Below are 23,958 nucleotides of genomic sequence, written 5' to 3' on the forward strand. Positions count from 1 at the left end.
GTGCAAAAAGACGAATAAATTTACATTTATCCTGATTCTACAGACAAAGATAAGTGTATGAAAAAACTATCCATACTATTGCTGCTACTGTTTTTACATCTTTCGGTGACCGCGGACTGGATCCGTATTAATCAGCTCGGATACCGGCCTGCAGGGATGAAAGTAGCTGTTTGGTGCAGTAAGAGCCAAGATACATTAAAAAAATTTGAGGTAGTTGATGTGCTGACTAATAAAGTAGTGTACAGCCATGGGGCCGGAAAAGCCGCGGGGGCATATGGTCCGTTTGCACAAACGTGCAGGTTGGATTTTTCTGCTTTGCAGCGGGCAGGACTATATTATATACAGACGGGGACTACCCGGTCTCCACAGTTTGAGATCAGTGAATCGGTGTACGGGGGTGCAGCGGAATTTTGCCTGCGATATATGCGGCAGCAAAGGAGTGGGTTTAATCCGTTTTTGAAAGATAGCTGTCATACCCATGATGGGTTTACGGTGTATGCACCAAAAGATACGTTTGTAAATGTTTCAGGCGGGTGGCATGATGCCACTGATTATTTGCAATATGCCACTACTTCGGCAAATGCGACTTATCATTTATTAGCCGCTTGCAGAGACTTTCCGGGGGTATTTGGAGATACGGTTCAGGCGAATGGATTGAGTGGCAAAAACGGGCTCTCTGATGCCATGGATGAAGCAAAATGGGGATTGGACTGGTTACTGAAAATGTATCCTGCTGATGACTGGCTGTTTAACCAGATTGGCGATGACAGAGATCATCAGGGGATGCGCTTACCAGGGCAGGATACGAATTTTTATCAGCATGGGCTGCTCAGACCCGTATACTTTTGTTCAGGCCAGCCACAGGGATTGTTGAAATATAAAAACAGGGCTACAGGTGTTGCTTCTACTGCGGGTAAGTTTGCAGGTTGTTTTGCATTAGGATCGCAATTGTTTGCTTCTTCTCTGCTGCGGGATAAGGCGATGGCGGCTTATCAGTTAGGTTTGAAATATCCGGGGGTGTGTCAGACGGCGCCGGGCAGGTCACCTTATTTCTATGAAGAAGATAACTATGCAGATGATATGGAACTGGCAGCAGCCATGTTGTCAAAACCTGCGGAGGCCATGTCTTTTGCAAGAAAGGAGCCGGTTACTCCCTGGTTAGGGCAAGATACAGCCCGGCATTATCAATGGTATCCTTTTATCAATCCCGGTCATTATGAACTGGCCAAACAATTGAAGGGTGCGCAAAGAGACAGCTTAATTCAGTTTTATAAAGAAGGGATTGAACGTGTGTGGCACAAAGCGAATCACAATGCTTTTTATCGTGCCATTCCTTTTATCTGGTGTAGTAATAATTTAACGACGGCATTCACTATTCAATGTTATTGGTACAGGCAACTCAGTGGAGATAATACTTATCTGCCATTGGAACAGGCTTGTTTTGACTGGTTATTTGGTTGTAATCCATGGGGTACTTCTATGGTGTATGGATTGCCAGCGAATGGTGACACCCCTGCTGATCCGCACTCTTCTTTTTCACATTTGAAGCAGTATCCGATTGATGGCGGATTGGTAGATGGTCCTGTGTATACCAGTATTTATATGGGTTTGATCGGCATTCAATTACAGAACGAAGATGAGTATGCTCCTTTTCAGAGTGACCTGGCTGTGTACCACGATGACTTTGGAGATTATAGCACGAATGAACCTACCATGGATGGAACAGCGGTGTTGATCTATTTATTGGCAGCGCAGGAAAGTGCGCTGAAAGGCATTGTGCGAACTGATACAACTAAAAAAGAAATTTCATTAGTGTTTACAGCTGATGAATTTGCAGATGGATTGCCAACTATTACACGTGTATTGAATCAGCAAAAAGTAAAGGCTTCGTTCTTTTTTACTGGCAGGTTTTATGAGCGGCATGATGTGCGTACATTGATTAAACAGGGACATTATTTAGGGCCACATTCTGATCAACATTTGTTGTATTGTGATTGGAATAAGAGAGATAGTTTGTTGGTGACGCATGCACAGTTTCGGGATGATATGTTGCAGTGTTTATCTAAGATGAAGCATGCGGGCATTGACACTTCGGGGGTAAGATATTTTATTCCTCCTTATGAGTGGTGGAATAATACGATCGCTGAATGGTCTGCTGATATGGGGTTACAGGTTGTAAACTTTACGCCGGGTACAGGTAGCAATGCTGATTATACATATCCGGAAATGGGCGCCTCTTACAAAAGCAGTGAACGTATTCTTCAATCCATTACTCAGTTCAAAGGTGGATTGAATGGTGTGATCCTGCTTATACATGCAGGCACTGATCCCCGGCGTAAAGATAAACTGTATGATCATCTTGGTGAGCTGATCACTTTATTGAAAAAGGAAGGTTATACCTTTAGAAAAATCAACGAATCAAGCCTCCTTTAAAATCAACAAATCCGGCCTTCTTTATGATGAACGATGTGGTCATCTTAAACGAAACCTGCCATTTCAAATTTTAACAACTCCGGCCTTCTTTATGATGAACGAAATGATCATCTTAAACGAAACCTGCCATTTCAAATTTTAACAACTCCGGCCTTCTTTATGATGAACGATATGGTCATCTTAAACGAAACCTGCCATTTCAAATTTTAACGAACCTGGCCGTTTCCTCTGACGAACCATTTTTCTGTCACCAGTTTTTCCAACGCGAAAGGCCCACGGGCATGCAGTTTCTGCGTAGAGATCCCTATTTCCGCACCGAGTCCGAACACACCACCATCTGTAAAACGGGTGCTGGCATTTACATACACCGCTGCTGCATCTACTTCATTCAGAAAACGCTCACTGATCGCAGCATCGTTTGATACGATGGCTTCAGAGTGTTTGGAAGAATATTCCTGAATGTGTTGCAGGGCTTCGTCTGCACCATTTACTACTTTGATGGAGCACTTGAAGTCCAGGAACTCACGTCCGAAATCCTCCGGTGCTGCATGTTGTAAATATGGATAGGATAAACCTTTTAAGATGTTGTATGATTGCTCATCTGCAAAGATCTCTACATTATATTCCGCCAGTGATGGTGCTAATAATTGTAACAAACCAGTTGCCACCTGTTCATCTACCAGTACTGTATCCAATGAATTACATACAGATGGACGGCTCACCTTTGCATTCGTCACAATCTTACTGGCCTTTTCCAGATCAGCTGTTGCTTCTACATAGGTGTGGCATACACCTGCACCAGTTTCAATCACAGGTACTTTGCTATTTGCACGTACAAATTCAATCAGCTGTTGTGAGCCTCTTGGAATAATGATATCAATATATTTTACTGCGGTGAGCATCTCGTTTATCAACGAGCGATCTACAGGCAGTAATTGTACAGTGTGCACATTCACTTTGAATTCCTTCAGTACATCCTGGATGATCTTTACCAGGATCGTATTCGTATGGAAAGCATCGGAACCACCTCTTAATACACATACATTACCAGAACGGATACAGAGGGCGGCGACATCGAGGGTCACGTTTGGTCTGGATTCATAAATCACACCCACCACCCCTAATGGAACAGTGCGTTTTTGCACATGCAGGCCATTGGCCAGTGTGCGCTCCAGCACCAATTCATTTGCAGGATCGGGTAAGGCAGCTATTTCATTGAGACTGTCGGCGAGTTGCTGTATACGTGCTTCATTGAGCAATAAGCGATCTTTCTTCGGGTCTTCGTCAGACATTTTATCCAGGTCCTTCTTATTCTCAGCTACAATCGTAGCGGCATGCGTGGTGATCTGCACGGCCAGCCTGCGCAGGAGTTGTTGCTTCTGCTCATCGGCCAGTGACTTTATAGCGCTGGTAGCTGCTCTCGCATCTACCAACATTTGATGTATCGATTCCATTTTGATTTCTTTTTCAATTGCCTACAACAGTACGATATCGTCTGCATGGGCAATCTCAAGGTCATGTAGTTTATTATCTTCCGATAATAATTCGGAAGATACTTTTGCGCGTGCTACGGCAATTACATTGTGCTCTTCGTCTACTATTTCAAACACCTCACCTCCTTCAAACTTTTCCAGCACAGACAATACGCCTACAGCCAGCAGGCTACGTCTCTTTTGCAATGCCATCAGCGCACCGGCATCAACCAGTACCCTGCCTGTTACCAGGCTACCGCTGGCCAGCCATTTCTTTCTGGCAGGCATGCTGCACTCCTGTGGTAAACATACGGTACCGGTTTTGCCATTAATAGCATTGAGGATACCGTCTGTCGTGTGAATACCGAATATAACGACACCTATACCCATGCGGGTAGCGAGGCGGGCAAAGGTGAGTTTAGAGACCATGCCACCGAGGCCTACTGATGATTTCTTTGTATCTGCCAGTGATAAAATTGACTCGTTGATTTCCGGGATTTCCGGGACTACCTTTCCTTCTTTATCCAGCAATCCTCCCACGGAGGTACTGAATAACAGCAAAGAGGCACCAAAGCCTACGGCGATCAGGGTAGCCAGTTCATCGTTGTCAGAGAATTTCAATTCCAGGTCGCTTACTACGTCATTTTCGTTTGCCACCGGGATAACATTGCTGGCCCACAGCTCTTCGTACGTCTTTTTCAGTTGCAGGAACTGCTGCCTGTTACTGAAGTGACGACGTTCGCAGAGACTTTGGGCAATGGCGATGTTGTACGGAGAGAAATAACGGGCATATTTGCTGAGGAGCAAGGGGTTGCCGATGGCGGCTGCCGCTTTGCGCTCACTAATGGTGCCACTGTATCCGTGCAGGTATTTTTTACCTGCAGCTACTGCTCCGGAAGAAACTAACACGATATTGTACTGCTCCTGTAATTCTGCCACCTGACGGGCTATTGAAGCTATGATCGTCTCATCCAGCTCCCCACCAACCTGCGTGATGGAAGCTGATCCAAATTTGATTACGAGTATCGGTTTAGTCACTGTCCCAAAAAATTTGGTATCAAAATTATTGAAAATGCTGAGTATATTTTAAAAAAGTATTTTATTGCTATGTCTAGTTTCGGCCTGCGGCCGGCTAAAATGAGAAACCAATGAAAAACAGTCGAATTCCAAAGTTAGCCCTGCTGGCCATTATCAGCCTGATCTGTGGCAAAGCCCATGCTCAAAAGGATACCAGCTGGCACTGGTATATCCCTGCTCAGATTGAAGGTCAGGCCTTTTCGGTGGCGACCAAATATGACAGACTACCTGCCAAAGCAGCGCAAACAGTGCCTTCCAAGGTCTGGAACTTATCAAGGATGAGTGCCGGGTTGTCGGTGCGATTTCGTACTTCAGCACCTGATATTGTGGTGAGGTATGTGGTGACAGGAAAACTGGATATGCCACATATGCCGGCGACTGGTGCCAGTGGTGTGGATTTGTATAGTATAGACCCGAATGGGGCATGGAAATGGAGTGCGGGGAAGTATAATTTTGGAGATACGGTTACTTATCGGTTTTCTGGTATGAGCAAGGATGCGGGCGAATACCGGTTGTATTTGCCGCTCTATAATACCGTGAAGTGGCTGGAAATAGGAACTGTGGGCAGTGATAGTGTTCATTTTTTACCATTGAGACCCGAAAAACCGATTGTTGTTTATGGTACCTCCATTGCACAGGGAGCTTGTGCCTCCCGACCCGGATTAGCATGGACGAATCAATTGGATAGGATGATGGACAGACCGGTGATTAACCTCGGCTTTGCCGGCAATGGGAAACTGGACCCACCGGTGACGGAGTTGTTAACAGAGATTGATGCGAAGGTATATGTGCTGGATTGTCTGCCGAATATTTCAAGTCGTTCCTATGAGGAAATTTTTGCAAAGGTATTGGCAGCAGTTGAACAACTCCGGAAAGTGAAGCCCAATACTCCTATTTTATTAGTAGAACATGGAAGGATCGGAGGAAATGATGCACTGGAAAATGCATATTATTCACTTCAGGACAAAGGGGTCAAACAACTATATCTACTCCCTGTTGAACAACTGGGGCTTGGTATCGAAAGCACTGTAGACGGCACTCATCCCAACGATATTGGTATGCAACAATATGCGAATGCCTATGCTCAGATCCTTCGACAGATCTTTCATGAACCTATTGGCAATATCAACACCACTATCCCCTGCCGCCAATACCGTGAGCTGATCCGGTATGACTGGGATCTTCGCCACAATACCCTGCTGGCTATGAACAAAAAGAACCCTCCTAAAGTTGTTATCATTGGTAATTCCATTACCCATTTCTGGGGTGGAGAACCAGCCGGCCCTATTGCCAGAGGCACAGACTCCTGGCCGAAAGGTGCAAGAAATATGGGGTTTGGATGGGACAGGGTGGAAAATGTGCTATGGAGAGTGTATCATGATGAACTGGATGGATTTGAAGCGAGGAAAATTGTCATCATGATAGGCACTAATAACCTGCAAATGAATACAGATGCGGAAATCATAGCAGGGTTACAACAACTGGTGATCGCGATCAAAGAAAGACAACCAAAGGCAGATATCCTGCTGGCAGGCATACTTCCCCGCGTAGATATGGCAGATAGAGTAGCAAAAATTAATAAAGGTATCCAGCAAATGGCGGGTATGCAACAGGTGTTGTTTATCAACCCCGGGCAGGTTTTACTGAACACAGATTTAAAACCGGATAGCACGCTCTTCACCGATGGCTTGCACCCAAACAGCACAGGGTACAGCCAACTGGCAGATTATTTAAGGAGCTATCTGCAATAGAGCGGGTTATCTGAAGTCTTATCTGCTACAGCAGGCATTATATGCAGCCTTCTGCTACAGAGGGCATTATATGAAGTCTTATCTGCTACAGCGGGCATTATATGAAGTCTTATCTGCTACAGCAGGCATTATATGAAGTCTTATCTGCTACAGTGGGCATTATATGAAGTCTTATCTGCTACAGCAGGCATTATATGCAGCCTTCTGCTACAGCGGGCATTATATGCAGCCTTCTGCTATAATGCGCATTATCTGAAGCGCTACCTGCAATAGGTTTACAATTCATTTAAACTTCCGATGGATTACCTGGACCAATACCTGCAATAGATTTAAAATTCATTTAAACTCTTTGACCCAACCATGACACGTGTTTTGAACCGTGCCTGTACTTTACAACGTTTAAAAAAATCATATTAACCAATGGGTGCACGTTTTGCTTTTCACCTTACAATGTTGACCGCTGTTACGCTCTTTGCTAAGGAATCTTCACAGGCACAGGACAAAGACCTGACACGTTATGTGAAACCAATCATCGGTACTGCTAAAATGGGACATGTGTATCCAGGGGCGACTGTGCCCTTCGGCATGGTACAGCTAAGCCCTGACACGGATACCATTCCTTACGAAATGAATGGAAAATATAACCCGGATGTGTATAAGTATTGCGCGGGTTATCAGTATTCAGACAAGACCATCTGTGGTTTTAGTCATACCCACTTCAGTGGTACTGGTCACTCAGACCTGGGTGACTTCCTCATAATGCCCACCACTGGTCAGCTACACCTGAACCCGGGTACAGCAGATCATCCGGAGACGGGTTATCGCAGTACTTTTTCTCATGACAATGAAACCGCCGCTGCTGATTATTACAAAGTAAAGCTGGATAAATACAATATCACAGCAGAACTCACAGCTACCAACAGGGTTGGTTTTCACCAATATACATTTGCAGAAGCCACTGATCAGGCACATATTATTCTTGATCTGATGGCAGGTATTTATAACTACTCCAACAAGAACGTGTGGACTTTTGTAAGGGTGGAAAATGATACACTCATTACTGGTTACCGTCAGACGAATGGCTGGGCCAGGACAAGGATTGAATACTTTGCCATGTCTTTCTCCAAACCATTCTATCAATATGGTCACCAGAATCAAACGAATGATGTGTACAGAGGTTTCTGGAGAAAGTTTGACACGAACCATAACTTCCCTGAAATGGCGGGAAGACAGGTCCGCGCTTACTTTGATTTCAAAGTAGCTGCTGGTGAAAAGGTGAAGATCAAGTTTGCATTGTCCCCTGTAAGCACAGAAGGTGCATTGAAAAACCTGAGAGAGGAAGCACCGGGATGGGATTTTGAAAAAGTGAAACAGGATGGCCAGGCATTGTGGAACAAGGAACTGCATAAGATCGATGCACAACTGCTGAATGAAGATGAAATGGTGAACTTCTATACTGCTATGTACCATGCTTTCATCAGTCCTACCACATATATGGATGTAGATGGTAACTATCGTGGGTTAGACCAGAACATTCATCAGGCACAGCACTTCACTAATTATACGACTTTCTCCCTTTGGGATACGTATCGCGCATTGCATCCCCTTTTCAATATCATTCAGCCGAAACGCAATGCGGATATGGCACAGAGCATGCTGGCACATTTTGATCAGAGTGCACAACATATGTTGCCGGTATGGTCACATTATGCCAATGAGAACTGGTGTATGATTGGTTATCACAGTGTGTCAGTCATTGTAGATGCGGTGATGAAAGGCAATGCATCATTTGATGCAAACAAGGCACTGGATGCCTGTGTGACCACGGCGCTTCATCGTACTTATGATGGTCTGGGTTATTATATAGATAATGGTTATGTACCTGAAGATAAGAGTGGTGCTTCTGTATCCAAGACACTGGAATATGCATATGACGACTGGTGTATAGCACAGCTGGCAAAGAAACTGCACAGGGATGATATTTATGCAACATTCATCAAGCGTTCTGAGAATTATAAGAATGTGTACGATCCGGCTTCAGGCTATATGCGCCCTCGTTTGAGCGATGGTAGTTTCAGGAAAGAGTTTGATCCATTGAAAACAGACAATCAGGGGTTCATAGAAGGGAATGCGTGGAATTACAGTCTGTATGTACCACAGAATCCTGCTGCTATGATCGCACTGCGTGGAGACAAGAAAGCGTTTTCCCGTCATCTGGATTCATTGTTTACGATGCATTTGCCAGATGAGTTCTTTGCAGAGACAGAGGATATTACCAGGGATGGTATAATTGGGAACTATGTGCATGGGAATGAGCCATCTCATCATGCGGCTTATTTGTATAACTGGACAGGTGAGCCATGGAAAACGCAGGAGCGGGTGAGGATGATCCTGAAAAAGATGTATAAACCGTCTGCTGATGGTTTGGGTGGTAATGACGATTGTGGACAGATGAGTGCGTGGTATATTTTTACATCCTTAGGTTTTTATCCGGTTTGCCCGGGTTCAACTGAGTATATATTGGGTAGTCCTGCGGTGAAAAGTGCTGTGTTACAACTGGAAAATGGGAAGACATTTACAGTAGAGGCGCCGAATCAGAGTGAAACGAATGTGTATGTGCAGAAGGTGACGCTGAATGGGAAGCCGGTAGTGAGTAATTCAATTACCCATGATGATATTATGAACGGTGGTAAGCTCGTGTTTTATATGGGAGCAAAGCCGAAGAAGTAGGTAGTGGCACGGTATAACTACGGTATAACTACGGTATAACTACAGTATAGCTTCGGTACTACTATAGTACTAAAAGGTCATCAAAAGGGCACTTCATTATCCTGGGGATATTGAAGTGCCCTTTTAGTGTCGAACAAGCGTCGAAGAAGCATCGAAGAAGCGTCGAACAAGCGTCGAAGGAATACCAGCGGTTTTATAGCATGATCATGATAAAAGGATTTCGTAAATTTATGATAACTAACCCTACACATATGAAATCCGCCTCTCAACCAAACCAATTCAGGTTTCACAACCTGGGTGTCGGCGACATCCAGTTAGGCCGAAAGCCTGGACACATTCCAGGCATGTTACCTTTTAACCTATATACGGGTAAGCATCATTTTACAGTCGCTCCTCATGCCAGTCTTTACCATGTATTCAACAGACCTATTAAGTGTATGATTGAGCAAAAGGACAATGGTATTGCCATGAGTCATCTTTTTGCTGGTGTGAATGAGAATGGGTTTATAAACAGGATCTTTATTTACCCGGATCAACCAGGGTTTCAACTGGCTACCCGGCTGAGTCATTTATACGGCGAGCCTGCCGACCAAAATAACTGGGTGACAGATAGTGATACGGAGATTACTTTGCAGACTTCCAATGCCTTGTTGCAAACGGTGATTGCATTTCGTTTTCTGTATGATATGACTGCGTTGAAAGAGTATGAGGTTCACGTGGTATAAAAAGAAAAGGCCTGCTAAAAAGCAGGCCAGTTATGGTACTTTGGGGGGGACAATACAATTTAGGGTTTTCAAAGGGTACAATATTTTAAATCAGCATTCAGGCTAATTGCCTTCTCAATATTATTAAAAATAAAGTTGACGTAGCACGTTTGATGGATGAATATGTTACTTGCATTTATTATGTTTGAATTAACTGTTATAACATCCGAATAAACACGCAATAAGCAAAATGCCTGTCAGTCATGCCGGTACAAGTTTTTTGGTGGATAAATTGCTGATAAACAGTCTCAGTTTTACGATTTCGTGGGGATAAAAAACCGGCATTGAATCAACACGAAACGTACCTATGCGCATTCACAAACTGCGTGAATCACGGTCTTTGAAAGACCGTGAAATCACGGTATTCAAGATCTTCATTATAAAGTGTAATCGTAATAGCCCTGATCTGACCGAAGGAGTATCCCAAAACCCGATAGTGTGCAGAAAAAAACAATCCTCACCGATAATTACCGGGGTACATGCACCGTTATTAACGCAGAAATTACTGCATCTTTACTGGAAAATTGAGTAGAAAAGGACGGTTTTTGCATTAGACAAAATTATATATGAACTGATTATACAGTAATTACGAATTTATACACATTGTAATGTTATGATTATTAATAACTTACAGTGATAACTGTATTTGTTTTAAATTAGTTTTATGTTGTCAATGAGATTTTCAAAACCTAAAATAACATCTTATGTCAGCCGCAACAATCATGAAAGCCGGTCAGTTTGTGAACGATAAGCATGTAACCATGCTCAAAAATAATTACAGGGAGAATAGATGGAAAGCTAACTCTGAACGTCTGGGCAAATTGGATTCTCTAAGCGTTTGGTATAGCCTGGATGAACTCAAACATTATATCGAAACAGCTGAAGCTGCTGGAGCTGATGGTATTAGAGTGTATTTTGGTGTTTACCCTTCTTCTTTCCCTGAAAACATCCTGCTGGAAGACAGGCAGACAATCGTTTTCGTCGCTACTCAGCAGAAAGTAAACGAATCCGGTAAAACTGAAAACAAAGATCTGTATGTTTCCACACCTAATGGTGCTGAGATCGTAGCTTTTAACTTTGGTTATCCATGCCCTCCGGCCTGTATTGGTCAAGCTGGTAACGAATTGAGAGGTGTTAAGATCGATGCAGCAATTGCAAGCAAGATCTAATTATACCACATCTATATATAGATATCAACTTATGCTGCCGGATTAGTAATCCGGCAGTTTTTTTGCCAGTCAAAAAATTTCACCCTGCTTTTGCTAACTTTCCACGACCAATAACAGTTAAAAAGCTATCGTATTTATTTCATATGTCCTGTGCACTACTGAACGTATTAACGTTATCACATTTTTCGCTTTATCAACAACCGGTAATTGTCATGACGATCCTGTTGTGCTTCATTGTTGCTTTATTGGCTAAACTGCAAAAGAGACCTCCCAGCTACCTGAACTCGTTTCTCATTTATATATCTGTCACTATATCGGTGGAAGTCATCACCTGGTGGTACAGCCTTCATAATATGAATAACCTGAAGTATTATAATGGCTACGCTATCCTGAATTTCCCATATTTGTTATACCTGCTCCGCTCCTTCCTGTCCACACCTAAGGTGATCAGGGCGCTGAGTTATACGATTGCCCTATTCCCGGTATTTGGGATCGTTAATATGTTCTTTTTACAGGGTACGGGTACCTTTAATACGTATACATATATGCTGGGCTGCCTGCTGGTAGTGATCACCTGCATCTTTTATTTTTATGAACGTATTAAATTCCCCGGTCCTCACAGCCTGCTCCAGGACCCTACTTTCTGGACAGCTACCGGGTTGCTGTTCTTTTACACATGCAGTCTTCCGCTGAACGGGATCCTGAATTTTATTTCCAATATGCCATGGATGGTGTTTACTACGCTACATGTAACAAATATTATGATAAATATTATTCTATATTTATTCTTTAGTATTTCGTTTATATGCAATCTGATTTTCAGGAAATCTTCCCTGTAGTATTTACATCTATCTTCCTGCTTGTATTACTGGTGGGATTCATTATCATTATGCTGATTCTGAATCAGAAAGGCCGCCTTGCGCAGGCCCAGGAGCTTCGATTGCTCAAAGAGCGCTATGAACAGGAACTACTCCGGTCACAACTGGAAATCCAGGAAAACGTGTTTGGACACCTTTCCCAGGAAATCCATGACAACATCGGTCAGTCCCTCACTTTCGTAGCCCTCTCCCTCCTGACCGTACCCGTGGAAAATAACAGCGAAGCGCATGAATATATAGAGGAAAGCCGAAAGGCTCTACAGAAGGCCATTACAGAGCTGCGAGACCTGTCACGCAGCCTCCATACTGACAGAATTACGGAAGTCGGATTAGGGCAAAGCATCAATTTCGAGCTGGAAAGACTAAGACGAACCAATTTATACGAAACTTCCTTTAATTTTGCAGACATCCGGAACCTGCTTGATCACCAAACAGAGATTATCGTCTTTCGCATCGTACAGGAAATGCTGAACAACATTGTGAAGCATGCCAAGGCGACTAAAGTGGAAGTCAGGCTTTCCCATAACATAGACTTTATTGACCTGGAAATAACTGATAACGGTATTGGTTTTGACCAGGAAGCCCTGTTTGCCGACTTAAACCAGCACAAGGGCCTTGGACTTAGAAACATCCGTAAAAGAGCCAGTCTTATTGGTGGAACCTTTCAGATCAACAGCGCTAAAAACAGCGGAACTGCTATCCGAATCACTATACCCGTAAATAAACAATCATTCCATGAGCATAACCAGGAAAGCGAAATATAGTGTTGCCATTGCTGATGACCATGTACTTGTCAGAAAAGCCCTTGGGCGATTAATTAACACTTTTGCGGATTATTTCATTCTCTTCGAAGCCAACAATGGGGAAGAAGTGATCAAAATCATCAATAACAGGGAAATGCAGCTACCTGATATCCTCATTCTCGACGTGAATATGCCGGGTATGAACGGATATGAAACTGCCACCTGGATCAATAACCATTTCCCTCAGATCAAGGTACTGGCCCTATCCATGCTGAACGATGAATCAGTGATTATCAAAATGCTGAAATCGGGAGCAAAAGGATACATTATGAAGAATGTAGAACCAGATGATCTAAAGGAAGCTTTTGATTCTATCATCAAAAAAGACTTCTACCTGCCCGATTATATCTCTGGCAAGGTGATCTCTGGCTTGCAGAAAGATGTACTTTCTCTCAGCGAAAAAATCGAACTCACGCCCAAGGAAAAAACCTTCCTGCAATACCTTTGTACAGAGTTGTCTTACAAAGAAATTGCACAAAAGATGTTCGTGAGCCCACGCACTATCGACGACTACAAAAGTAGTCTTTGCGATAAACTGAAAGTAAAAACCAGAGTAGGTTTAGTAATCTTCGGCATTCGGTATGGCCTGATCGATATCAATACCGATTGATGATTGAATAACCATTATAAGGCATGATCCTTTAAGACCGGTTTCCCTTTCCAGACTTTTTGCGCTGTCCATTCTTCCGGAGCACCGGTCCAGAAAGTGTGTCCGGGAGGCAAACCCAATGCGAGAAATGCCACTGTACACAGGTAAGAGCTGCCAGTAGCCGTATAGACATCTGCTATTTCCGGCTGATGGCCACAAAAGCCCAGCTGCATCCAACCCTTTTGATCAAAGGTATCCGGCGCTTCGAAGATGCGCTTCTTGACAGCTGTCAATGCACACCTGACCTGTGCAGGAGAGAGTGATGCAGGTAACTGATCGTGGAGCGCCAGTTGCACGAGGGGCTGGAAACCCGCATTTCTGTAAGCCATAGACCGACCTACTACAGGGAATGTGCCTTCAGGAGAGATGAGTCTTTCCTGGATCACCGCATACCGTTGCATACGTTCCAGTGCCTGATCATATTCTGATCGATTGGCTTTGCCTTTGGCCACCAATACCTTTAGGATATCGACCAGCATGGGCTGGATCACAAATCCGTTGTAATAGTCAAAGTGAAAGTCTGTACCATCGCCATACATGCCATCACCTTTGTACCATTCCTGGTGTTTTTTGATAGCAAAGTCTACGCGCATCGCATCCCAGTCTTCGCCGAATTCAAGTAAGGCGGTTTCTATCATGGCAGCAAAGAGTAACCAGTTGTTATAACCGGGCTTGATGCTACGCAGGCTTTTGAATGCCGCTACGACCTGACGTTTTACTTTGTCAGACAGTGGCTCCCAGAGTTGTTTGGGGGCACGGATAAATCCATGCGCCAGAAAAGCGCCGTCTACCAAAGGCTGGCCGTCGTACCTGCCTGTGAAGTTCATGTAGTCAGGGCCGGAAGGATCCACTGCCTGAGCGGTAGCTGACTGTGCCAATTTGATCATATGGCCCCGAATTTTGCCTTCTTCCGTCTCGTCAGCACCAAGTTCCAGCCAGGGGGCGATACCAGCCATAGTACGGCCAAAAGCTTCGAGATACGTCACCTTTTCCACAGGCTTGCTGTAGGCAGGTGCTACTTCCAAAGGCATTGTCTTTTTCAGCTGGCCTTTACTCAGATTGTACAATACAGGTTCTGCGATGCGTACCAGCAGCGAGGCACAGTATGCTCTGTCATTGGTGGGGGGAATGGATGAGGGTAACATATTGCCTGGTTTTACGGCGGTGGCCAATCCGGCTATGGGTACTGCCTGTATGAAACGCCGCCTGTTCATTTGCTATATTTTTTATAACGGAGTAATGCTTCTACAAAGTAATAATCTGCATAGGTGAGCGGTACATCTACTTCTGAATCTGCTGGCAGGTGCCCTACGCTGTGTTTGAGTATAAAGTTATTGTTGGTGCCTACTTTGGCTAAGTATTCATCGCTGCAGAGTGTTTGTAAGATCTGTTCTGCCGTTTGCCAATAGGTCTGGTTCTTTGTATACTGACTCAGTTCCAGCAATGCTGCAGCCATCACTGCACCTGCGGATGCATCTCTTTTTGCATGGGGAATATCAGGTGCATCAAAATCCCAGTAAGGTATTTTATCTGCAGGCAGATGAGGGATGATATAGTTTGCGATTTGCTTAGCCTGTTCCAGATATGCACCATCTTTTGTTTCTCTGAACATCATGGTGTAACCATATAAACCCCATGCCTGACCACGTGCCCATGCAGAGCTGTCTGCAAATCCCTGTGCAGTATTTTTTGCTACGACTGCACCTGTTTCAGGGTCATATCCTATTACATGATAAGAGCTAAAATCGGGTCTGAAGTGGTTCCTCATGGTGGTGTTAGCATGGGTACGGGCGATGTGTGCAAACGAGGTATCGCCTGTTTCTTTTGTGGCCCAGGTAAGCAATTCCAGGTTCATCATATTGTCGATGATGACAGGGAATTTCCATTTACCATGATCCCATGATTTGATGCAACCTACTACAGGATTGAAGCGGGTACATAGCGTGCGGGCACTGGTAATGAGCACGTGTTTATCTTTTGGATCTTTGGTAAGGCGGTATGCATTGCCAAAGCTGCAGTACATCATGAATCCAAGGTCATGTGTCGTCTTGTTATATTGTTCTTTTTCCACCTCAGTTGTACGTTTGCGTGCTTCCTGCCGGATGGTTTTATCTTTTGAATATTCATAGAGATACCATAGTGTACCTGGGTAAAATCCGGATGTCCACCAGTCAGTGCCGGCGGTAACCAGTTTACCTGTTTTATTGTTGGTGGTGCGGGGGAGTAAACTATCCGGCACATGGGTCATCATTTGCTTGTATTGTTGGATAGCCAGCTTCAGTGCTTTGTCAACAGGAACCTGTGCACTTACCGGAATGACGAGCAGTACACTGCCCAGGAGGAAGAGTAATTTTCTCATACGTGACTAACTTTCTTTTATAGTATTAACTCTTTTTTCGCTTAGTTACTTTTACTTCGGATGAAGCACGTTTGATTAACTGAATGGGTACCATCTCAGCTGCATGTTGCTGAGGGGTTTGTCTGGGTTGTTGCATCAGATCCAGTAATGCAGCAGCTACCCTTTCTCCCATCAAAGCGGGGAACTGGTCTACCGAAGTGATAGCCGGACTGATAATCTCTGCCCTCGGATCGTTGGAGTAGCCGACTACTTTCAGATCTTCCGGCACTCTGACCCTGATCTTCCTGCAATATTCCAGTATGGTAATGGCAGTGGTATCATTGGCAGCAAAGATGCCATCCGGATAAGGTTGTTGTGCAAAGATCTTTTTGCATGCCTGCCATGCATTGTCACGGGTTAACTCCTGGTAAAAAACCCTTGATTTTTTAAAAGGAATTTTGTGTTGCTGCAAGGCATGTTTGAACCCGGCTACTCTTTCTACATACAGGTTGCAGGTGAGTGGGCCGGAGATGTGGACGATATCTTTACACCCCTGTTCGATCAGGTGTTGAGTCACGGTCAATCCACCTAAGTAATCATCACCTTTCACGACTGTGACATCGTAGTCCTTTGGTACCCTGTCGAAAAATACCAATGGTATATTGTTATCCTTGAAGATATCGAAGTGAGAGAAGTCAGTGGTATTTAATGTAGTGGATACAGCCAGTGCATCTATTCTTGCGGAATACAGGGTATTGGTCAGGGCCACTTCCTGTTCATAAGAATCGTTGGACTGACAGATGATCACATTATAACCATGCTCCTGTAGTTTGTTTTGTACGACTGTACTGATAGTAGCAGGGAAGAACATAGAGATACGCGGCACGAGTAAACCGATGGTTTTACTTCGGTTGTTGCGCAGGCCAGCAGCCATCGCATTTGGACGGTAGCCCAGTTTGCGGGCCATCTTCTTCACTTTTTCTTTTGTACGTGCGCTGATATTGGGATGGTCATTCAATGCCCTGGACACAGTAGACACGGAGAATCCCAGTTCTTCCGCAATATCGACAATCGTTTTTTCTGTTCTTTTACTCATATATCAGTGTGTAGCCAATACTATCGCCCCATCCACCCTCCATCGACAGTCAGGATGGTACCATGTACATAGTCCGAAGCCGCGGAGGCAAGGAATACGGCAGGTCCCTGGAAGTCTTCAGGAGTGCCCCAACGGCCGGCGGGTATACGTGATAAGATGGCAGTACTGCGATCTTCATCTGCACGAAGGGCGGCGGTATTGTCTGTAGCGATGTACCCTGGAGCAATGGCATTGACATGTACGCCTTTTCCTGCCCATTCATTGGCAAATGCTTTGACCAGTGATCCTACGGCGCCTTTGCTGGCAGCATATCCCGGCACATTGATGCCACCCTGGAAGGTGAGCAGCGATGCTGTAAAGATAATCTTTCCACGGCCCCGTGAAAGCATCTGTTTACCAATTTCCCGTGTAAGTATAAATGGTGCATCGAGGTTGATGCCTAATACTTCATCCCAATATTCATCCGGATGTTCTGCTGCCGGTGCACGGAGGATGGTGCCTGCATTGTTGACCAATATATCGATGACAGGAAAACGGCTGGTCACTTCTTTGATGAATGCATACAGGGCTTCGCGGTTCCCCATATCGCAGGTGTAGCCATAAAATTTTTTGCCTGCTGCCTGCACGGCTTTTTCCACTTCACTACCTGTGGGTTCCTGCGAAGCAGATACACCTATTATATCTGCTCCTGCTTCTGCGAGGGCTACGGCTATACCTTTGCCGATACCTCGTTTGGCACCGGTTACCAATGCCACCTTGCCTGTGAGATCAAATGACCGCAGTATCATAATGAGTTATTTTTCAGGTTAACGTAAATCGGGTACTGCACATACATCCATGTCTCCATAGTCGAGGTTTTCACCAGCCATGCCCCAGATAAATGTATAGTTGCTGGTGCCGGCGCCGGAGTGAATAGACCAGGGTGGTGATATCACCGCCTGTTCGTTCTGCATCCAGATATGACGGGTTTCCTGTGGTTGCCCCCAGAAGTGACAAACGGATTGCCCATCGGGTACTTCGAAGTAGAAGTAGACCTCCATGCGTCTGTCGTGTGTATGTGCAGGAATAGTATTCCAGATGCTGCCTGTTTTGAGTTCGGTCATACCCATCTGCAACTGGCAGGTAGGTAGTACAGAGGCGACGAGCAGTTTATTGATAGTACGGTGATTGGCGGTTTCGGGGCTACCCAGGGTTACGATTTCCGCATCCTTCTTTGTGACCAGACGGGTTGGATATGTCTGATGAGCTGGGGTAGAGTTGATATAATACTTAGCAGGTTGCTCACAGTCGTTGCTGCTGAAGAGGATTTCCTGTTTGCCCCTGCCTATATATAATGCCTCTTTGAAGCCTACTTCGAATATTTCTCCATCTACCTGTACTTTTCCGGGAGCGCCTACATTGATAATACCCAGTTCTCTACGTTCCAGGAAGTAGGTAGCTTTCAGCTGATCGGGTGTTCCCAGTTTTACGGTTTTGTTCACAGGCATGATGCCGCCTGTGATAAAGCGATCATAATGGCTATATACCAATACTGCATCGTCGGCAAAGAAGAGCTTATCTATGAGCAGTTCTTTCCGGGTTTCGTCTGTCGTCCAGCGCAACACGGAGGCTGGGCTGGTGGCATATCTCGTTTCGGCTGTCATACGGCTGACAATTAGTTTTTAGAAATGATAATAAAATAGCGGGAGATGCGTATCAGTGCATCTTTCATAACTGAATGGAAAGATAGTGCTTAATGCCCAGAAATGCAAACGTTTGCATGACAATCAGACTGATACTTTTTTATCATTAACCACTTGTTTTTTGGCTAATCTGCCTAATTCAGGGTGTTTGGGAGGTATTACCAGCCGTTTATCACATTATAAATATTTCCATTAGAGAGGGAGTCATTATCTTTGCGTTCCCTTTTCTGATAAGGATTTGGGGTCTTCTTAACCGCTAAAACCTTTTAGCCAACCTATCGAGTGTTTTACTATCATTCTAAAGTCAAAATCGCATTAATGATTAAGATTTTAGTATTAACAGGCGGTGTGGTAATTTTATACTTTAGCTTATATGAATAAGTATCTGCAAATACATCCCGGCGACAATGTACTTGTTGCTTTACAAGACCTCCAGCAAGGTACGGAAGTCGGGTTTAATGGTTCCACAATAACCTTATTAAAAGACGTTCCCGCTAAACATAAATTCATGATCGCTGATGCTAAGGAAGGCGATCCTATCACTATGTATGGAGTATTGGTTGGTAAAGCCAATGTTGCCATTGCCAAAGGTGAACTGATTACTATTACCAATGTAAAACATGACGCCAGTGCTTTCCACGAAAAAGAAGGAACTGTGCAATGGGAAAAGCCTGATGTGAGTAAGTGGGCTAACCGCACCTTTATGGGTTATCCACGTAATGATGGTCAGGTAGGTACGCGTAACTACTGGCTGGTGATTCCGATGGTATTTTGTGAGAACCGTAACGTGAGTGTGATCAAGACTGCCTTTGAAAAAGGGTTGGGTTTTGCGCCAACAGAGGTGTATAATGAGCAGGTACAGGATTTAGTGTCTTTATATAAGAAGGGAGATCTGAATGCGATTAAGACGTACACGGCAGAGGCAGTAACTCTGAGTAATAAACGTCATACCGTATTTAATAATATAGATGGTATCAAGTTCCTGATGCACGAAGGTGGTTGTGGTGGTACCAGGCAGGATTCTGATGCACTGTGTGCACTGCTGGCCGGGTACATTCACCATCCGAATGTAGCAGGTGCTACTATATTGAGTCTGGGTTGTCAACACGCACAGGTATCGATTCTGCAGGAAGCATTAAAGAAACTGAATCCAGCGTTTAATAAACCAGTGTTGGTATATGAGCAGCAGAAGAGTGCTTCTGAGTTCACCATGTTGTCTTCTGCTATTAAAGATACATTCCTGGCGTTGATTGAAGCGGATAAGGAAGGAAGGAAACCAAGTCCATTGTCAAAACTGGTGATTGGCCTGGAGTGTGGTGGTTCTGATGGGTTCTCTGGCATTTCTGCGAATCCGGCGGTGGGTCATACTTCTGATTTGCTGGTGGCGTTGGGTGGTACTTCTATCTTGTCTGAATTTCCGGAATTGTGTGGTGTGGAGCAGGAGTTGATCAATCGTTGTGTGGAGAAAGATGTGTCTGATAAGTTCATTCGTATTATGCGTGCGTATGAGAGTCAGGCAGAGTCTGTGGGTTCTGGTTTTTATATGAATCCTTCTCCGGGGAATATTAAGGATGGGTTGATCACAGATGCGATCAAGTCAGCAGGTGCGGCGAAAAAAGGGGGGATTTCTCCGGTGATAGATGTGTTGGACTATACAGAGTATGTAAAGAAACCGGGGTTGAATTTGTTGTGTACGCCGGGCAATGATGTGGAGTCTACTTCGGCAGAGGTAGGGTCGGGTGCGAATATTGTGTTGTTTACGACTGGGTTGGGTACGCCGACGGGGAACCCGATTGCACCGGTGGTGAAGTTAGCGACGAATACGAAATTGGCGCAAAGAATGCCGGATATTATTGATATTAATACAGGTACGATCATAAGCGGAGAGGTGAGTATTGAGGAAATGGGGGAAGAGATATTGGAGTTTGTGATTAAGGCGGCAAGTGGAGAGGTGCAGACGAAGGCGGAGTTGCTGCATCAGGATGATTTTATTCCGTGGAAGAGAGGGGTGAGTTTGTAACAAAAAAGGCCGCTGCTATCGCAGAGGGCACTGAAAAAGTCCCAAGATGCTTAAATATTAAAGGGAGCAGCAAACGCAAGTTTACTGCTCCCTTTCAATTATCTTAGAGGTATCAGCAATATATCATAGCATGTTACCTCATCAACAGCAACTTCAGCTTAGTTCTTTTTCGAGTCTTTACGATCTTATAGTACCTAAAGACAATCTGCTCCGCCAGATTAACGAACTGATCGATTTTCAGTTTATTTATCAGGAACTGGTGAATAAGTATTGTTTGAATAATGGTCGCATGGCTGAAAGCCCGATCCGTATGTTCAAATACTTATTATTGAAAACGATCTATACTGCCTCAGACGTCGATATCGTTGAGCGTTCCCGTTATGATATGTCCTTCAAATACTTTCTTGATATGTCTCCCGAGGAAGCTGTTATCAACCCTAGTTCACTGACTAAATTTCGAAAGCTTCGCTTAAAAGACACAGACCTGTTAAATCTGCTGATTGGCAAAACTGTATCTATTGCTCTCGAAAAAGGAATTATTAAATCCAAATCGATCATTGTTGATGCCACCCATTCACTCTCCAGATCGAATCCTTATTCGGCCCTTGATGTGTTAAGAGAACGTTCAAAATTACTTCGCAAAGCAGTTTACGCCATAGATAAGGATATGAAGGGCTATCTGCCTGAGAAAAATACGTCGAATGATCTGCAGGATGAGCTGATTTATTGCAGAGAACTTGAGAGGCGTATTAGCTCAGAGCAGACTTTAAGTTCAATACCTGCGGTTAAAGAAAAGCTAAACCTGCTAAAGGAAACATTAGAGGATACGGAAGAAAACCACATACTCTCCACAGATCTGGACGCCAGGATCGGGCACAAATCTGCGGATAGTTCATTCTTTGGCTATAAGACACATCTTGCCATGACAGAAGAGCGTATCATAACCGCGGCGGTAGTCACATCAGGAGAAAAAGGTGATGGCCCGGAGTTGCCCAAACTTTTGGAGATCAGCCAGAACAATGGGATTGAAGTTGATACGATTATCGGTGATTCCGCATATTCGGGCAAAGAAAACCTTAAATTAAAAGATAACCAGGGTCAGAATATACAAGTGGTAGCAAAGCTGAACCCTTCCATTACCCAGGGCTTTAGAAAGGATGAGGATAAGTTTGATTATAATAAGGATGCCGATATGTTCGTTTGTCCGGCCGGTCATATGGCGATTAAAAAAGTCCGTAATGGCAGGAAGGATGTAGGTACTAATCAGGTAGATACCTATTTTTTTGACATTGAAAAATGTAAGATCTGCGCGCTGAAGGACAATTGTTATAAGCCTGAAGCAAAGACTAAAAGCTATTCTGTATCCATACAATCAAACTTACACCAGCAACAAATGATTTTTCAAGAAAGTGAATATTATAAAGAAAAGGCCAGACAGCGATATAAGATCGAGGCAAAAAACAGTGAGTTAAAGAATGTACATGGCTATAATCGGGCAATATCCTATGGGATTGATAGCATGCAAATGCAAGGTGCATTGGCGATCTTCACGGTAAATCTGAAAAGAATTATCAAACTAAACCTCTAAAAGACGAAAGTTGGTGAAAACTGCCCGGAGAACTTTGGATTTTACCAATCATGCGCAACAAATCATCATATAAGCCCAATAACGAGTTCTTGTACAAAAAAAACGATCAGGTAAAAACGTGTTCTACCTGATCATTTTTTAAGAGATCCCTCATAAAAGGGCAACTTCTTCAGTGCCCTCGCTATCGCAGCGGCCTTTTTTGTTATTCGAAATGAACGCTCTCCATGCGGGGAGCAAAGATGTGCATCATGAGCCATGCTACAAGGTAGATACAGCCACAGATTACGAATAAGATATTGTAACCGGTGGTGATGTTGCCCAATAGTTTATAATGATCTAATAAGTATCCTACAACTAAGGGAAATAAGCTCCCTCCTACTGATCCTGCCATTCCTCCTAATCCAACTACAGAACTGACTGCGTATTTAGGAAACATGTCTGATGCTATCGTAAAGATATTTGCAGACCATGCCTGGTGTGCAGCGGCGGCGAGGGCAATAAGACCCACTACGACCCACATGTTGGTAGCGTTTTGTATAAATATAACCGGGGTGACTGCGATTGCGAAGATGAACATCGATGTCTTTCTTGCTTTGAATACTGGCCAACCTCTTTTTATCAGCCATGAAGACAAATAACCACCGCCGATGCTACCGATGGTGGTAGCTGTGTAAATCAGCATCAGCTGCAGATTGGGCTTGGTGAAATCGAGATGATAGGTGTCTGAAAGAAAAGATGGTAACCAGAAGAGGAAGAACCACCAGATGGGGTCTGTGAGCAACTTTCCAAATACGAATGCCCAGGTTTGCCGGATACTTAACAGCTTTCTCCAGGATACACTTTTTGGATGAGGATCTATATCTTTTACAGGTGCTTCTATAATATCATCACTGTGAATGTAGTCATACTCTGCCTGTGTCAGTTGTTTGTGACGTGCAGGAATTTCGTACCAGATCACCCAGAAGATGAGCCAGATAAAACCAATCGCCCCTGTCCATATAAAAGCATGTTGCCAGCCATATTTACCATTTAACCAGGGTACTACTATAGGTGCTAATACCGCACCGATATTGGCCCCTGAATTGAAGATACCGGTAGCCAGCGCCCTTTCCTTTTTAGGGAACCACTCAGCCACTGTTTTGATAGCTACAGGGAAGTTACCTGATTCTCCAAGGCCCAGGAAAACTCTCGCAAAACCGAAGCCCAGCGTTGTTTTGGCCAGTGCATGTAAGATAGCCGCTACACTCCATACTACGATGGAAAGTATATACCCCATCTTTGTACCAATCTTATCTACTAACCGGCCAAAGAATAATAAACCAACGGCATAGGCAGCAGAAAAGGCTGTCATGATATGGGCAAAGTCTGTTTCCGTCCAGTGAAAAGACTCAGATAATGTGGGCTTGAGCAGACCAATCACCTGACGGTCTATATAGTTGATGGTGGTCGCAAAAAACAATAACGCACAAATGCGCCAGCGATACCTACCTATAGTTGTGGAATCCATG

At 44.2% G+C, this 23,958-nt stretch carries 19 protein-coding genes; 11 read left to right on the forward strand and 8 right to left on the reverse strand.

What is annotated here, in order from left to right; all coding sequences use genetic code 11:
* Positions 1 to 57 precede the first annotated feature (57 nt).
* Complete coding sequence (locus QQL36_RS00670; protein WP_321568582.1) at positions 58 to 2,433, forward strand: glycoside hydrolase family 9 protein; 2,376 nt, start codon at positions 58 to 60, stop codon at positions 2,431 to 2,433.
* A 206-nt stretch (positions 2,434 to 2,639) separates the two neighbouring features.
* On the opposite strand, the gene QQL36_RS00675 is transcribed toward QQL36_RS00670, so the two are convergent.
* Both QQL36_RS00675 and proB read right to left on the reverse strand, forming a co-directional pair.
* Positions 2,640 to 3,887 (reverse strand): glutamate-5-semialdehyde dehydrogenase, encoded by a 1,248-nt coding sequence (locus QQL36_RS00675; protein WP_321568583.1) that lies wholly within the window; start codon positions 3,885 to 3,887, stop codon positions 2,640 to 2,642.
* A gap of 21 nt (positions 3,888 to 3,908) precedes the next feature.
* Complete coding sequence (gene proB / locus QQL36_RS00680; RefSeq protein ID WP_321568584.1) at positions 3,909 to 4,943, reverse strand: glutamate 5-kinase; 1,035 nt, start codon at positions 4,941 to 4,943, stop codon at positions 3,909 to 3,911.
* A 110-nt stretch (positions 4,944 to 5,053) separates the two neighbouring features.
* On the opposite strand from proB, the gene QQL36_RS00685 reads away from it, so the two are divergent.
* The 8 genes from QQL36_RS00685 to QQL36_RS00720 all read left to right on the forward strand — a co-directional run bounded on the left by QQL36_RS00685 (position 5,054) and on the right by QQL36_RS00720 (position 13,687).
* Positions 5,054 to 6,733: an SGNH/GDSL hydrolase family protein gene (locus QQL36_RS00685; RefSeq protein ID WP_321568585.1), complete on the forward strand. Its 1,680-nt coding sequence runs from the start codon at positions 5,054 to 5,056 to the stop codon at positions 6,731 to 6,733.
* Between the two features lie 132 nt (positions 6,734 to 6,865).
* Positions 6,866 to 7,006 carry a hypothetical protein gene (locus QQL36_RS00690; RefSeq protein WP_321568586.1) on the forward strand — a complete coding sequence of 47 codons (141 nt, stop codon included), beginning with the start codon at positions 6,866 to 6,868 and terminating at the stop codon, positions 7,004 to 7,006.
* 147 nt (positions 7,007 to 7,153) lie between these two features.
* The gene (locus QQL36_RS00695; RefSeq protein WP_321568587.1) at positions 7,154 to 9,463 is read left to right on the forward strand and encodes a GH92 family glycosyl hydrolase; all 2,310 of its coding nucleotides are present in this window, start codon (positions 7,154 to 7,156) and stop codon (positions 9,461 to 9,463) included.
* A gap of 251 nt (positions 9,464 to 9,714) precedes the next feature.
* Positions 9,715 to 10,188, forward strand: a complete 474-nt coding sequence (locus QQL36_RS00700) for a hypothetical protein (RefSeq protein ID WP_321568588.1) — start codon at positions 9,715 to 9,717, stop codon at positions 10,186 to 10,188.
* Between the two features lie 743 nt (positions 10,189 to 10,931).
* A complete protein-coding gene (locus QQL36_RS00705; RefSeq protein WP_083729816.1) occupies positions 10,932 to 11,396 on the forward strand; it encodes a hypothetical protein in 465 nt (154 codons plus the stop codon).
* Positions 11,397 to 11,539: 143 nt separating this feature from the next.
* Positions 11,540 to 12,235: a hypothetical protein gene (locus tag QQL36_RS00710; protein ID WP_143709128.1), complete on the forward strand. Its 696-nt coding sequence runs from the start codon at positions 11,540 to 11,542 to the stop codon at positions 12,233 to 12,235.
* Positions 12,202 to 13,038 carry a sensor histidine kinase gene (locus tag QQL36_RS00715; protein ID WP_083729818.1) on the forward strand — a complete coding sequence of 279 codons (837 nt, stop codon included), beginning with the start codon at positions 12,202 to 12,204 and terminating at the stop codon, positions 13,036 to 13,038. The genes QQL36_RS00710 and QQL36_RS00715 overlap by 34 nt, the downstream gene beginning before the upstream one ends.
* Entirely contained in the window at positions 13,010 to 13,687 is a 678-nt protein-coding gene (locus QQL36_RS00720; RefSeq protein WP_072362626.1) for a response regulator transcription factor, read from the forward strand. Before QQL36_RS00715 ends, QQL36_RS00720 begins: the two co-directional genes overlap by 29 nt.
* A 14-nt stretch (positions 13,688 to 13,701) precedes the next feature.
* Here the strand turns inward: QQL36_RS00720 and QQL36_RS00725 are convergent, their stop codons facing one another.
* From QQL36_RS00725 to kduI, 5 genes are read right to left on the reverse strand one after another with little or no spacing between them, the layout of a single operon-like run.
* Positions 13,702 to 14,940, reverse strand: coding sequence for a DUF2264 domain-containing protein (locus QQL36_RS00725; RefSeq protein WP_321568589.1), 1,239 nt, complete (start codon positions 14,938 to 14,940; stop codon positions 13,702 to 13,704).
* Positions 14,937 to 16,085, reverse strand: coding sequence for a glycoside hydrolase family 88 protein (locus QQL36_RS00730; protein WP_083729820.1), 1,149 nt, complete (start codon positions 16,083 to 16,085; stop codon positions 14,937 to 14,939). Before QQL36_RS00730 ends, QQL36_RS00725 begins: the two co-directional genes overlap by 4 nt.
* Before the next feature lie 25 nt (positions 16,086 to 16,110).
* Positions 16,111 to 17,160 carry a LacI family DNA-binding transcriptional regulator gene (locus QQL36_RS00735; protein ID WP_321568590.1) on the reverse strand — a complete coding sequence of 350 codons (1,050 nt, stop codon included), beginning with the start codon at positions 17,158 to 17,160 and terminating at the stop codon, positions 16,111 to 16,113.
* A gap of 20 nt (positions 17,161 to 17,180) precedes the next feature.
* Positions 17,181 to 17,945, reverse strand: coding sequence for an SDR family oxidoreductase (locus QQL36_RS00740; RefSeq protein WP_179091336.1), 765 nt, complete (start codon positions 17,943 to 17,945; stop codon positions 17,181 to 17,183).
* A 21-nt stretch (positions 17,946 to 17,966) separates the two neighbouring features.
* Positions 17,967 to 18,803, reverse strand: a complete 837-nt coding sequence (gene kduI / locus QQL36_RS00745) for a 5-dehydro-4-deoxy-D-glucuronate isomerase (RefSeq protein ID WP_083729823.1) — start codon at positions 18,801 to 18,803, stop codon at positions 17,967 to 17,969.
* A gap of 412 nt (positions 18,804 to 19,215) precedes the next feature.
* Here kduI and QQL36_RS00750 point away from each other — a divergent pair, with 412 nt between their 5' ends.
* Positions 19,216 to 20,862, forward strand: a complete 1,647-nt coding sequence (locus QQL36_RS00750; protein WP_321568591.1) for an altronate dehydratase family protein — start codon at positions 19,216 to 19,218, stop codon at positions 20,860 to 20,862.
* A 130-nt stretch (positions 20,863 to 20,992) separates the two neighbouring features.
* On the forward strand, positions 20,993 to 22,450 hold the full coding sequence (locus QQL36_RS00755; RefSeq protein WP_321568592.1) for an IS1182 family transposase: 1,458 nt from the start codon (positions 20,993 to 20,995) through the stop codon (positions 22,448 to 22,450).
* Positions 22,451 to 22,652: 202 nt separating this feature from the next.
* Here QQL36_RS00755 and QQL36_RS00760 read toward each other — a convergent pair whose 3' ends face one another.
* Positions 22,653 to 23,957 (reverse strand): MFS transporter, encoded by a 1,305-nt coding sequence (locus QQL36_RS00760; RefSeq protein WP_321568593.1) that lies wholly within the window; start codon positions 23,955 to 23,957, stop codon positions 22,653 to 22,655.
* Position 23,958: the final 1 nt, after the last annotated feature.

The organism is Chitinophaga sp. LS1, assembly GCF_034274695.1.
Classification (GTDB): Bacteria; Bacteroidota; Bacteroidia; order Chitinophagales; family Chitinophagaceae; genus Chitinophaga.